General features: G+C 67.9%; 8 protein-coding genes. 6 read left to right on the top strand and 2 right to left on the bottom strand.

The genetic code is table 11. The features are described 5' to 3' along the window. Nucleotides 1-58 precede the first annotated feature (58 nt). The 5 genes from SPHPH_RS19005 (at nucleotide 59) to SPHPH_RS0105465 (ending at nucleotide 8,783) form a co-directional block, all read left to right on the top strand. Entirely contained in the window at nucleotides 59-1,870 is a 1,812-nt protein-coding gene (locus SPHPH_RS19005; protein WP_051272857.1) for a DUF885 domain-containing protein, read from the top strand. A gap of 93 nt (nucleotides 1,871-1,963) precedes the next feature. Next, nucleotides 1,964-3,250, top strand: coding sequence for a metal-dependent hydrolase family protein (locus tag SPHPH_RS0105485; RefSeq protein WP_238302918.1), 1,287 nt, complete (start codon nucleotides 1,964-1,966; stop codon nucleotides 3,248-3,250). Nucleotides 3,251-3,270: 20 nt separating this feature from the next. Continuing rightward, the gene (locus SPHPH_RS0105480; RefSeq protein ID WP_028965786.1) at nucleotides 3,271-5,328 is read left to right on the top strand and encodes an alpha/beta hydrolase family protein; all 2,058 of its coding nucleotides are present in this window, start codon (nucleotides 3,271-3,273) and stop codon (nucleotides 5,326-5,328) included. A gap of 302 nt (nucleotides 5,329-5,630) precedes the next feature. Further along, the gene (locus SPHPH_RS0105475; protein WP_028965785.1) at nucleotides 5,631-8,102 is read left to right on the top strand and encodes a sulfite reductase flavoprotein subunit alpha; all 2,472 of its coding nucleotides are present in this window, start codon (nucleotides 5,631-5,633) and stop codon (nucleotides 8,100-8,102) included. Between the two features lie 87 nt (nucleotides 8,103-8,189). After that, nucleotides 8,190-8,783, top strand: a complete 594-nt coding sequence (locus SPHPH_RS0105465) for a cysteine hydrolase family protein (RefSeq protein ID WP_028965784.1) — start codon at nucleotides 8,190-8,192, stop codon at nucleotides 8,781-8,783. Between the two features lie 12 nt (nucleotides 8,784-8,795). On the opposite strand, the gene SPHPH_RS0105460 is transcribed toward SPHPH_RS0105465, so the two are convergent. Then, a complete protein-coding gene (locus tag SPHPH_RS0105460) occupies nucleotides 8,796-9,176 on the bottom strand; it encodes a winged helix-turn-helix transcriptional regulator (RefSeq protein ID WP_028965783.1) in 381 nt (126 codons plus the stop codon). A gap of 90 nt (nucleotides 9,177-9,266) precedes the next feature. On the opposite strand from SPHPH_RS0105460, the gene SPHPH_RS0105455 reads away from it, so the two are divergent. Further along, nucleotides 9,267-10,328 carry an SDR family oxidoreductase gene (locus SPHPH_RS0105455; RefSeq protein ID WP_028965782.1) on the top strand — a complete coding sequence of 354 codons (1,062 nt, stop codon included), beginning with the start codon at nucleotides 9,267-9,269 and terminating at the stop codon, nucleotides 10,326-10,328. Between the two features lie 47 nt (nucleotides 10,329-10,375). Here the strand turns inward: SPHPH_RS0105455 and SPHPH_RS0105450 are convergent, their stop codons facing one another. Continuing rightward, the gene (locus tag SPHPH_RS0105450; protein ID WP_238302916.1) at nucleotides 10,376-13,405 is read right to left on the bottom strand and encodes a TonB-dependent receptor domain-containing protein; all 3,030 of its coding nucleotides are present in this window, start codon (nucleotides 13,403-13,405) and stop codon (nucleotides 10,376-10,378) included. Nucleotides 13,406-13,632: the final 227 nt, after the last annotated feature.

Genomic DNA, 13,632 nt, shown 5'->3' with positions numbered 1-13,632 from the left:
GTCGCTTCCCCGCCCACGGACGTTTGACCTTCCCTCCGGCGCCGGTCATCACAGGCGGATGAACCATCTCGTCTCGCGCCGCGACACCTTGCTCGGCCTGACCGCCGTTACTGCTGCCACCGCCGCCGGGGCGACGCCGCCCGGCGAGAGCGCGCAAGCGTTCCTCGACCGGGTCGCGTGGCAGTTGCTGGAGCTTCAGCCCGAACGCGCGACGACGCTGGGTGTCGACGACGGCGCGCATGCCGGGTTGCGGCGGCGGCTGGAGGATCGCTCGCCGGCCGGCGTCGCGGCGCGGCAACGCTTTCTGAGCGGCGCGCTGGCCGAGCTGTCGAAATTGCCGCGCGCCGGGCTGGACGCCTCGACCGCGACCAGCCTCGCGGTGGTCGAGAGCGCCTTCCAGACCACGCTCGACGGCATGGCGCTGCCGTATGGCGTGGCAACGATCGGCGACTGGCGGAACACGCCTTATGGTGTCGTGCAGAACGTCGGCGCGTGGCTGGACGTGCCGCAGATGCTCGACGGCGACCAGCCGGTGCGCGACAAGGCCGACGCCGAGGCGTATCTCGCGCGGCTGGCGGCGATGCCGGCGCAGCTCGATGGCGAGACGGTTCGGATTCGCCAGACGCGCGCGCTGGGCGTCGTGCCGCCGTCGTTCCTGCTCGACAAGACGATCGCGGGCATGACGCGGACGCTTGCCGAGGCGACGAATGAGGACGGGCCGCTGATCGGTCCGCTCGCGCGCAAGGGCAAGGCGGTGGCGGGCGACTGGACGGCGCGCGCCGCCGCAATCGTGCGCGGCGCGATCGTGCCGGCGCTGGAACGGCAACTGGCCGAGATCCGCGCGCAACGTGCGGTGGCGACCGCCGCGCCGGGCTTGAACGCTCGCCCGCACGGTGAGCAATGGTACGCCTGGGGCCTGCGCGCGGGCACCACGACGCGGCGAAGCGCGGCGGACCTGCACGCGATGGGGCGCGCGCGCTTGGCCGACCTTCAGGCGCAGATGGACGTGATCCTGCGCAACGAAGGGCTGACGCAGGGCAGCGTCGCCGAACGCATGATCGCCTTTCAACAGCGCCCGGGCATTGGCTTTCCCGACGGCGACGAAGGGCGGCGCCAGATCGTCGCCTATATGCAGGGCCGCATCGACGCGATCCGCCCGAAATTGCCGCAAGCGTTCCGGCGGCTGGCGCGCGGCAATCTGGAAATCCGCCGGATGCCGCTGGCGCAGGAGCCGGGCGCGCCGGCCGCCTATGGTGGACCCGGCACGATCGACGGGCGCGAGCCGGGCAAGGTGTGGATCAACCTTGGCGATCCCTCGATCCACAATCGCGTGACGATCCCCGATCTCGTCTATCACGAGGGTATTCCCGGCCATGTCTGGCAGGGCGAATATGCGCAACGGCTGCCGCTGATCCGGTCGATCCTCGCGTTCAACGCCTATTCGGAAGGCTGGGCGCTCTATGCCGAGCAACTGGCCGACGAGCTGGGCATGTATGCGGGCGATCCGGCCGGGCGACTCGGCTATTTGATGGGGCTGGCGTGGCGCGCGGTGCGGCTGATCGTCGACACCGGCATCCATGCGATCGGCTGGTCGCGTGACAAGGCGCTGGCCGAGTTCATCGCCGCGACCGGATTGCCGCGCAGCAATGCCGAAAGCGAGGTCGATCGCTATTGTGCGTGGCCGGGTCAGGCATGCGGCTATGAGGTCGGGCGCGCCGAGATCGTCGCGCAACGCACGCGGGCGCAGAAGGCGCTCGGCGCGCGCTACGACCTGCGCGACTTCGATCAAGCGGTGGTCGACGGCGGGAACGTGCCGCTCACCGTGCTGGCCGGCAACGTCTCGCGCTATATCGAGCGGCGCCCCGGCTGAGCATCGGCCCGCTTGCCTTCGGTCGCCGGCTCGGCAACGATGCGGCAAAAGGGGAGTTCAAGGATGTTCAAGGCTTTACTCGCAGTTCTTGCGATGACGACGGCCATGCCTGCGGTTGCGCAGGCGCCTGCGCCGGGCGCGGTGACCTACATTCAGGCGGGTGCGTTGCTCGATCGGCCGGGGCAGGCGCCGCGCGGGCGCACCACGATCGTCGTGCGCGACGGCAAGGTCGCCGAGCTGCGCGATGGTTTCGTCACGCCCGAACAGGGGGCGACGCTGGTCGATCTGCGCGACGCGTTCGTGATGCCGGGGATGGTCGACATGCACGTCCATCTGTGGGGGATCGGTGGCGATCCGATGCGCGCGCGGCTGGAAGCGATTACGCGTGACCGCTTCGACGACGAGATGACCGCGGTCGCCAATGCACGCACGACGCTCGCGGCGGGGTTCACCTCGGTACGCGATCTGGGGGGCGATCCGCGCGGGATCCGTGCGCTGCGCGACGCGATCGATGCCGGGACGGTCGAGGGACCGAGCATCACCAATGCCGGCGAGATGATCTCGGTCACTGGCGGGCACGGCGACGCCGGCAACGGGCTCGCGGAGGAGTTCGCCGAGGCGGTGCATGCACATGAGATCAACCTGTGCGACGGCCCCGACGATTGCCGCCGCGCGGTGCGCGCGCAGGTTGGGATGGGGGCGAAGGTCATCAAGTTCGCGGCGACCGGCGGAGTGCTGTCGAACGTCAGCGGCGGGCTGGGCCGCGCGATGACCCCGGAGGAAATGCGCGCGATCATCGACATCGCGCACGCGCTGGGCCGCAAGGTCGCCGCGCACAGCCACGCCGCCGAGGGGACGAAGGCTGCGCTGGAGGCGGGCGTCGACTCGATCGAGCATGGCACCTTCCTCGACGACGACACGATCCGGCTGTTCAAGGCCAAGGGCGCGTATCTGGTCCCGACCGAGATCGCGCCGGTCGCGGCACTGGCGCAGGCGCGCGGCGGGGCGTTGCCGCCCGCGACGATCGCCAAGGCCGAGCAGGCGGCGGAGGCGATGGCCGCCAACCACCGCCGCGCCTATGCCGCGGGCGTGAAGGTGGCGTTCGGCACCGACACCGGCGTCTCGAAGCACGGCGACAATGCCACCGAGTTCGCGTTGCTCGTCAGGAACGGCCTGACCCCGGCGCAAGCGATCGCCGCCGCGACGACGGGCGCGGCCGACCTGCTGGGGCGCGACGACATCGGCACGCTTGCGCCGGGCAAGACCGCCGACATCATCGCGGTGCACGGCTCGCCGCTCGACGATGTCACGCGGCTGGAGCATGTCGACTTCGTGATGCATCGCGGCACCGTCGTGAAGCTTCCCACCCTCGCCCGCTGACCACCCGAAGGAACGCCCCCTTGCGCCTGACCCTCGCCCTCGCCCTGCTCGCCGCCACCCCGGCCGCGGCACAGCAACAGCCCAACGCCGCCCCCGTCGATGCGCCGAACCGGCGCTTCACCGGCGAGGATCTGTTCGGCCTGTCGATCGCCGCCGATCCGCAGATCAGCCCGGACGGGCGCACCATCGTCTATGTTCGGCGCAGCGCCGACATCATGACCGACCGGATGCAATCGTCGTTGTGGCTGATCGATGTCGCGAGCGGGCGGCAATCGCCGTTCGCGACGCAGGGATCGAGCCCGCGCTGGGCGCCCGACGGCACCCGCGTCGCCTATGTGGCGGGTGATGGCAACGGATCGCAGCTGTTCGTTCGCTGGATCGCGACCGGCGCGAGCGCGCGCGTGACGGGCTTCCCCGGCGATCCGCAGGCGCTGGCCTGGTCCCCGGACGGGACGCGGCTCGCCTATATCGCGACCGTAGCGGGCGAGCCGACGACGCTCGGCAAGGCGCCGGCCAAGCCGGAGGGCGCGAAATGGGCCGAGCCGCTGACCGTCATCGACCGGATCAACTATCGCAACGACGGCGGCGGCTATGTGAAGCCGGGGCGCGACCATCTGTTCATGGTCGCGGCCGACGGCGGGGCAGCGCGGCAGCTGACGTTCGGCGCGTTCGACGACGGAGGGCCGCTGTCGTGGACGCCCGACGGCCGCGAGATCGTCTTCGCCGCGATCCGCGGACCCGATGCCGAGCGGCAGATCCTGAACTCGGACGTGATGGCGGTCGATGTCAACACGGCCGCGCTGCGGACGCTCACGACGCGGGACGGGCCGGACGGACAGCCGCGCGTGTCGCCGGACGGCACGAAGATCGCGTGGCTCGGCTTCGACGACAAACGGCGCAGCTACGAGAACACCCAGCTCTATGTCGGCGATCGGCAGGCCGCAGCGCCACGCTCGCTGACCGCGTCGCTCGATCGCGCGATCGAGGAAGCGACCTGGGCCGCCGACGGGCGAAGCCTGTACGCCAGCTATGACGATCGCGGGCAGCGCCGGATCGCGCGGGTCGGGCTCGACGGGCGCGTGCAGTCGTTGATCGATAATGTCGAGGGTGGCGGGATCGACCGGCCCTATACCGGGGGCGACTTCTCGGTCTCCAAGGGGGGGACGATCGCTTATACGGGCGGCGACGCGAGCGCGCCCGCCGACGTGTGGGTGTGGAGCGGCGGGAAGCCGCGGCGTTTGACGCAGCTCAACGACGTGTTGACGTCGTCGAAGGCGCTGGCGAGCGTCCGCAAGATCGCGGTCACCGCCCCCGACGGTCGCCCGATCGACGCCTGGCTCGCGACCCCCGCCGGCCGCGCGTCGGGCGCGCGAGTGCCGCTGATCCTCGAAATTCACGGCGGCCCGAACAGCGCCTATGGCCCCAGCTTCGCCTCCGACGTCCAGCTCTACGCCGCCGCGGGCTATGCGGTGCTGTGGACCAACCCGCGCGGTTCGACCTCCTATGGTGCGGAGTTCGCGAACCTGATCGACAAGAATTACCCTTCCGCGGACTATGACGACCTGATCGCCGCGGTCGATGCCGCGATCGCGGACGGCACGGCCGACCCCGACAATCTGTTCGTCACCGGCGGATCGGGCGGCGGGGTTCTGACGGCATGGATCGTCGGCAAGACCGATCGCTTCAAGGCGGCGGCGACGCAGAAGCCGGTCATCAACTGGACCAGCGAAGCGTTGACGATGGACGCGACGCTGTTCACCTCGCGCTACTGGTTCTCCAAGCTGCCGTGGGAAGATCCGATGAGCTATTGGAACCGCTCGCCGCTCAGCCTGGTCGGTAACGTCAAGACGCCGACGCTGGTCGTCGTGGGCAGCGAGGACTATCGCACCCCAGTGAGCGAGTCCGAGCAATATTACGCCGCGCTCCAGATCCGCGGCGTGCCGACCGCGCTGGTGAAGGTACCGGGAGCCAGCCACGGCGGCTTCACGTCGCGGCCGTCGCAATCGGCGGCGAAGGCGTCGGCGATCATCGCGTGGTTCGATCGGTATCGGACCGGTGGCGGTACGGCCAAGCCGTAACATCCGTATCGCCGAGGCGGCATCGCGGGCGTGATGGCGTCATCTTCGTCCGTCATTGCGAGCGAAGCGAAGCAATGCAGAGCCGGATCAAGACGCCCTAGATTGCTTCGCTACGCTCGCAATGACGATCGACCGGATCGACCTGATATCATCATGATCTAGTGACCCTCCCTTGCCGTAGTGTCGCTCGCGAAGCGGAGACCGTCGAGCAGGTGGGGACAAGAGACCTAGCACCATCATTGACCAGCGTTGCCTCCTCCGTTAACGCGAATTATTCGCACTAGCGGGGGAAGTGCTGGTTCATGACGCGGACGGTCCTGTTTCAGATACACTGGTTTCTCGGCATCACCGCCGGGCTCGTGCTGGCGGTGATGGGCGTCACCGGCGGCCTGATGAGCTTCGAGGCCGAGATCATTGCCGCGCTCAATCCCGGCGTGGTAACCGTCACGCCAGCTGCTACGGCCCCGCTCCCTGCGCCGGCACTGATCGAGCGGTTCGGCGCGCAGCGTCCCGGCGCGAAGATCACGCGGTTGGTGGTCGAGGGCGACCCCGGTCGGGCCGCGTCGGTCGGCTTCTCAGTGAAAGGATCGAAGGAGCGGCACCGCGTCTTCCTCGATCCCGCAACCGGCGCGATCCTTGGCGAGCCGCGCGGCGAAGGCTTTTTCGAGGTCGTCGAGCGACTGCACCGCTGGTTGGCATTGCCCGGCGCCGGCAATGGCATCGGACGGCAGATCACCGGGTTCGCGGCGCTGTCGCTGATCTATTTCGCACTGTCGGGGCTCTATTTGCGCTGGCCACGCCGACCGCTCGACTGGCGGAACTGGTTTGTCCTCGACCTGCGGATGACCGGGCGCAATCTGTACCGCGCGCTGCATGCCGTGATCGGTGGCTGGGTGCTGATCTTCTATCTGATCAGCGCCGGCACCGGGTTGTGGTGGTCGTATGACTGGTATCGCAGCGGCGTACAGCATCTGCTGTCGGTCGAACGCAGCCACGAAGGGCGCGGCAAGCTCGGCAAGGGGCCGGACGCCGACCTGCCGCGCGCGTGGCAGGGCTTTGCGCAGGCCACCGCCGGCCAACGGTATGACAGCGTCACCGCCACGAGCCGTGACGGCCCGAAGGTGCAGTTCCGGGCCAAGCTGCCCGGCGCGCGCCACGATCGGGTCACGGACGATATCACGATCGACAGCGCCACCGGCAGGGTCGTGTCCGACACGCGCTATGCCGACCGCTCGACGGGCGACGACATCGTCGCCAGCGTGCTCGAAATCCATCGCGGCGCGTACTTCGGCATCCTCGGGCGCGTCGCGATCATGCTGAGCAGCCTGACGATGCCGCTGTTCACGATCACCGGCTTCCTGCTGTATTTCGCGCGACGTCGTCGCAAGCGGGCGCTGGCCGAGGTGACGACGCTGGCCCCCGCCCCCGCGGCGAACGAGCGGACAACGACGCTGGTCGCCTATGCCAGCCAGACCGGCTCGGCCGAGCGGATCGCGCGCTTGACGGCGCAGGCGCTGCCGGGCGCGGCGGCGGTTCCAATCGGGGCGCTCGACCGGGCGACCCTGGCGCGCGTGGAGCGCCTGTTCGTCGTTGCCAGTACCTATGGCGAGGGCGAGCCACCCGACCCGGCGCGAGCCTTCGCACGAACGATGGCGGGGGCACCGGGTGATCTGTCGCACCTGTCCTATGCCGTGTTGGCGCTGGGCGACCGGGAGTACCGCGATTTCTGTGCGTTCGGCCACCGCGTCGATCATTGGCTGCACAATGCCGGTGCGGCGCGACTCTTCGATCTTGTCGAGGCGGACGGCGAGGATGCCGACGCGCAGCGCCAGTGGCAGCAGCAGCTTGCCGGGCTGGGCGCGCGGACCGATCAGCCGGATTGGGCGCCGGCGCCGATGGCGGAATGGCGGCTGGTGGAACGGCATCTGCTGAACCCGGGCAGCGTCGGCGGCGCGGCGTGGCATATCGCTCTGGCACCACTCTCGGGTCCGGTCACCTGGCAGGCGGGGGACATTCTGGAGATAGTGCCCGAACAGGATCCGGCGCGCGTCGATGCGTTCATCAGCGCCAACGGTCTGGCCGACACGCCAGAGACGCGGGCGACGTTGATGACACGCCTGCTCCCCACCGATCCGGGTGACTCGCTCGACCCCGAAGCGCTCCCGCCGCTGCCGCACCGGGAATATTCGATCGCCTCGATACCGGCGGACGGGCGCGTCGAATTGATCGTGCGAACCTGTCAGGCGGCAGATGGCTTTGCCGGGCTCGGCTCCGGTTGGCTGACCCGCGGTGCGGCGCTGAACGGCGTGGTGCGCGCCCGCGTCCGCCACAATCCCGCCTTCCACGCACCGGCGGATCCAGCGACGCCGCTGATCCTGATCGGCAATGGCACCGGTCTGGCGGGGTTGCTCGCGCATCTGCGGCAACGTGCGGTCGATGGCGGTGCGCCCGCGTGGCTTTTCTTCGGCGAGCGCCATGCCGCGCATGACGATTTCCACGCCGAGGCGCGCGCCGCACTGGCCGCGCGTGGCGTGCTGACGGAGACGTTCACCGCATGGTCCCGGCACGGCGAGGCGCCGCGTTACGTGCAGGAGGCGGTAACGGCAGCGGGTGACCGGATCGCCGCGGCGGTGCGCGCGGGCGCGGCCATCTATGTCTGCGGCAGCATCGCCGGCATGGCGCCTGGCGTCCATGCCGCGCTTGCCGACATAGTCGGTGAGGACGGGCTGGAGACGATGCTGGAGGAGGGGCGCTACCGACGCGACATCTACTGAGCAGCGGCACGCTCATGTGGATCAACGACAGGACCCGCGATCCCGATCATGACGTCGACGCCCAGCCTCAGCAGAAGGAAGCGCGTCATGGCTGATGCAAAGACCCCCTCGCCCGGTGCCTCGGCGTTGCTGATCATCGACATGATCAACGATTTGGCATTCGAGGGCGGCGAAGCGCTTGCGCCCGCGGCGATCGCGGCGGCGGAGCGCATTCGTCGGCTGCGCGATGCGGCCGACGCCGCGGACGTGCCGGTGATCTACGTCAACGACAATTTCGGGCATTGGCTGTCCGATCGCGCCGCGATCATCGATCATTGCCGGGCGGAGGCGTGCCGGGGCAAGCCGCTGATCGACCTGCTTGACCCGCGCGACACCGACTATTTCATCGTGAAGCCGCAGTTTTCGGGATTCTATGCGACCAACCTGCCGGTGCTGTTGCCGCAGCTGGGCGTCAGCCGGCTGATCCTGACCGGGATCGCCGCCGACATCTGCGTCCTGTTCACCGCCGCCGATGCGCACATGCGCGACTATGCGTTGTGGGTGCCGGAGGACACGGTGGCGAGCGAGGCGTGCGAGCACCAGCAATGGGCGCTGGAGCTGATGCGGCACAGCATGTGCGCGGAAACCGCCGCCAGCGATGCCTTGTCGCTGGGCGCATGGCTGGAGCGTGCCGACTCCTAGCCGCCGGCGACGCTACGTCCGGCGGGAGCTTGGGCGCGGTCGCAGCGCGTCCAGCGCGTCGGCATTGTCGCGTCCCCAGCCGTAGAGCCATTCGATCGGCTCGACGAAGCGCCGGCCCAGCGCGGTCAGCCGGTATTCGACCATCGGCGGCATCACGCTGTGCACATGCCGGCTCAGCAGCCCGCTGGCTTCCATGTCGCGCACGGTCTGCGTCAGCATCTTCTTGGAGATGCCGGGCAGGCTGCGCTGGAGCGCGCCGGTGCGTGCCGCGCCGTCGTGGCGGGCATGAAGCGTGTGGAGCACCATGCTGGTCCACTTGGTCGCGAACAGCTCCAGCACGCGGCGCGGTGCGCAATCCTCCCGCCATTCCTGATCGCGTGAGCCGGGCTGCATGTGGTTACCTTCGGGTGCCTGGGGACGTGGATGGTGCCGTCTAGAAGCCCTGCCGCTCGGTGCCTAGCTATTGAACGAAAAGGAGCATGTATGACGAAGACGGCATTGGTGGTGGGCGCGAGCGGGATCGTCGGCGCGGCGGCGGCGGCGTTACTGGTCGAGCGCGGCTGGACGGTGCACGGGCTCGCGCGGCGTCCGGCGGCGCAGGACGGCGTGCGGCCGGTGGCGGCGGACTTGCAGGACGCCAAGGGGACCGCCGCGGCGCTGCGCGACCTGAACCCGGACGCGGTGTTCATCACGACATGGGCGCGACAGGACAGCGAGGCAGAGAACATCCGCGTCAACGGCGCGATGGTGCGCAACCTGCTCGATGCCCTGCCCCGCCCCACGCGTCCGCGCCATGTCGCGCTCGTCACGGGGCTGAAGCATTATCTCGGGCCGTTCGAGGCCTATGGCCAAGGCACGCTGCCGCAGACGCCGTTCCGCGAGGAACAGGGGCGGCTGGACGTCGAGAACTTCTATTATGCGCAGGAGGACGAGGTGTTCGCGGCCGCCGCGCGCGACGGGTTCACCTGGAGCGTGCATCGGCCCCATACGGTGATCGGGCTCGCGGTCGGCAATGCGATGAACATGGGGACGACGCTGGCGGTCTATGCGACGTTGTGTCGCGAGACGGGGCGGCCGTTCGTCTTTCCCGGATCCGCGGCGCAATGGTCGGGGCTGACCGACATGACCGACGCCGGGCAGCTGGCGCAGCATCTGTTGTGGGCGACCGAGATGCCGGCGGCGCACGATCAGGCGTTCAACGTCGTCAATGGCGACGTCTTCCGCTGGCAATGGATGTGGGGGCGGATCGCCGAATGGTTCGATGTCGAGCCCGCGCCGTTTGATGGCGTCGTGCGGCCGCTCGAGCAGCAGATGGCCAACGATGCCGCGCTCTGGCGCGAGATCGCGGGACGTGAGGGGCTGGTCGAGCAGGAGCTGTCGCGGCTCGCGTCGCCGTGGCACACTGATGCGGACCTCGGCCGGCCGATCGAGGTCGTCACCGACATGAGCAAGAGCCGGCGGCTCGGTTTCACGGGCTATCAGCCGACCGACGACGCGTTCTTCGCGCTGTTCGAGCGGTTGCGCGCCGAGCGGCTGATCCCGTGACCTGACGATGCGCCGCCCGCCCCGATCGGGGCGGGCGGCGTTGTCAGTTACAGCCTCAGCGAGACGCCCGCGACGATCTGACGACCGAGCAGGTCGTAGCCCATGATTGTATTGCCGCGCAGCAGCCCGATCTTCGAGCGGCTGTCGGGGACGATCGGCGGGTCGCGGTCGAACAGGTTGTTCGCGGCGATGCGGAACGTCATGCGCTTGCTGATGTCGAACCCGACAGCGAGATCGATCCAGTCATAGGTGGCGATGCCCGGGTACTGGTCACGACGCTGGCTTTCGTCCTGCTGCGGGATGCCGGTGCTGGCCGGCGCGTAGAAGGTCGTCGGCATCCCGCTGCGGTGACGCCAGTTGACCGACACGTTGGCAATCCGCTCCGGCGCGAACCATGTCACGCGCATCTGGTGCTGCCAGCGCGGCATGCTCTCGCCGCACCCGCTGCTGAAATAGCCGGTGCAGTTGCGCTGGATCGCGGTCGGCGACGCCTGACCGCCGTTGCGCGTCATCAAAGTGCCGTTGAAGCTGACATCGAGCAGACCGGCACCGCCGAGGCCGACATTGTACTGGCCCTGGAAGTCCCAGCCATAGGATTGCTCCTTGTAGCCGTTCGTCGATCCGCGCGCGACCCAGCCGGTCGCCGGGCTGGTCGCCGGCGAGCTGGACAGCGTGCCGGTGCCCGGATTGCGGACGACGCCGCGACAGAAATAATCAAGCCCGGTGGTGAGGCACTCGTTGATGAAGTCCTGCGGCTGCACGAACGTCAACTGGTCCTCGAGGTCGATCAGCCAGCGATCCACCGACACCGTCAAGCCCGGGATGAAGCGCGGGCGCAACACGACGCCGAACGTCTTGGTATAGGCGGTTTCCGGCTTCAGGTTGAACCCGCCCTCGCGCACGGTACACGCATCGTTCGGACAGATCAGCGTCGCGCTGCCGTACAGGTTCGCGGGCAGGCCGGTATTGGCGCATTGCGCCGCGCTATAGAGCGGCGCGAGGCGCGGACCGCTGGGGTTGCTGCTGTCGACACGCGGCGCGCACGGATCGGCATAGAAGCCCTGGTTCCAGAAGATGTTTGATGCGCCCGCCGCGGCACCGACGCCCGGCGCGGCCTGCGCCTTGTTATAGGACGCGCGGAACGTGATGTCCTCGACCGGCGACCACAGCCCCTCGATCTTCCAGGTGGTGAAGCGGTTTTCGAGGCGGTTGTACTTCGACACGCGATAGCCGCCATTGAATTGCAGCAGACGCGTCCACGACTGATTTTCGACCAGCGGGGCCTGGATTTCGGCATTGGCCTCGAAGATGTTCTGCGTAACGCGCTGGTTCTGGCCACCATTGTTGTCGATGAAGATCTGGTTGACGATCGTCCGCTCCATCTCCTCGCGATATTCCGCGCCAAGCGCGACCGCGACGCCCTGTTCGGCGAACGGCGAGGTAATGCCGTACTTGCCGAGATCGCCGCTGGTGGTCGCGAGGATCTGCAACAGGCGCGGAATGCGCGTGCTGATCCCGCCCGATGCCGCACCATACAGATAGTTGTTGAGCGCCTGATCCTTGTTGAACGGCGCGAAGGCGTTGAAGGGGACGCAGTTCGGATCGCTGCCGTTCACGACCGAGCGGCAGGTCGGCACTCCGCCGACATTCACGACGTCGAGCGAGCGGTTCACATTGGCGAATTGCGCGAACGGCTGGTCGATCGTGTCGAGCCGCGCGCGCGAGATCATCGCCGCGACGTCGTAGCTCCAGACGTCGTTAAGCCCCTTGCCGCGCAGACCCGCGACGATACGATAGCCCTCGTTGGTGAACTTCGACCGGACAAGCGGCAGGCCATCGAAGCGATAACGGACGTCGATCGGCGCATATTGCCCAGCCACGCCGGCGTTCGCGCCGCACAGGTCGGTGCGCTGCGACGCCGACAGGAACGGGTTGTCGCAATTCACCTGATACGGATCGCTGCCATAGGCGCCGAAGTTGAAGGTGCGGTTCAGGATCGTGTTGTACGACTTGTCGCGGTAGAACAGCGCATTGGCGTAGAGTTCGATGTCGCTGGTGATTTCCGCGGTCAGGAAGCCGCCGACGTTGACGCGCTCGAACGGCCGCTGGAAGGCGTGATCGTCATACGGGTTCGCTGACGCGCCCGACGGTCCGCTGTTGATCGGGATGAACGTCCCATCGCCATTCGGGTTGTTGACCAGCTGCTGTCCGGCGCGCGGGCCGGATTGCGGGATGATCGTGCCGGCCGGCGTGAAGCTGGCGCGATTGCAACCGAGCGGCGCATTGTTCGCCGATTGCGTCACTTCGCAGACCGCGGTCGAGCGGTCGCCGAGCTTCACGATATTCGACTGGCGATAGTTGATGAAGCTGGTGAAGTTGACGCGGCCGTCGAACAGGTTGGTGCCGGCGGCAAGGCTGATGTCGCTGCGCCCGCCGTCGTTGGTCAGACCGTTCGGCGAGGCGAAGCCGGCGCGGCCGGCGGCCTCGGTAACGGCATTGGCGGAATTGTCGTGGTTGAAGAAGCTGTAGTTCGCATCGAGGCGGATGCCCGAGAAGTTCTTCTTCAGGATGAAGTTGACGACACCCGAGACCGCGTCCGAACCATAGACCGACGATGCGCCGCCGGTCAGCAGGTCGATCCGCTCGACGAGCGCGTTGGGGATGATCCCGACGTCGACGGTGTTCGGCAGACCGATCCGCAGTCCGTCGATCAGCATCAATGTGCGCTCATAACCGAGGCTGCGCAGCTTGATCCGCTGACGCCCCTCGGAATCGCTGAAGTTCTGTTCGGAATTGACCTGCACCTGCGGCAGCCGGTTGACGACTTCCTCGATCGTGGTCGCGCCCTGCGCGGCAATGTCGAATGCGGTGGTGGTCACGATCGGCGCGGCCGAACGATTGTTCGGGCGCACGATGCGCGTACCGGTTACGACCACGTCCTGACCGCTGTCGCTGCTGGTGTCGCGCGCGCCGTCTCCGGCCAGTTTCGCAGAGGCGACCGGATCGCCGATCGACGGGACGGGCGTGTCGTTCGTCTGCGCCGCTGCAAGCGACGGCATGGCTATCAGTGCGGCCAAGCAGCAACCGCCGGCCAGCAAATTCCTCATCGTCATCTATTCTACTCCCCTACGCTCCCTGAAGCGCCCGGGTGGTAATGCCTGCGTCCATCTTTGCGATGGATCGTCAGCGGCTTACCTCCCGGTGTCAGCGCCGGGGGTGTGTCACCGCCAAGATGATTTAACAATGAAAATTTGTTTCAATCGATCGCAATCTCAGGCATTTATCTGATGATAGCGTCATCATC

Source organism: Sphingomonas phyllosphaerae FA2 (assembly GCF_000427645.1).
Taxonomy (GTDB): domain Bacteria; phylum Pseudomonadota; class Alphaproteobacteria; order Sphingomonadales; family Sphingomonadaceae; genus Sphingomonas; species Sphingomonas phyllosphaerae.
Note: the sequence above shows the minus strand (reverse complement) of the source record. Positions and strands in the feature narration are given on the sequence as shown.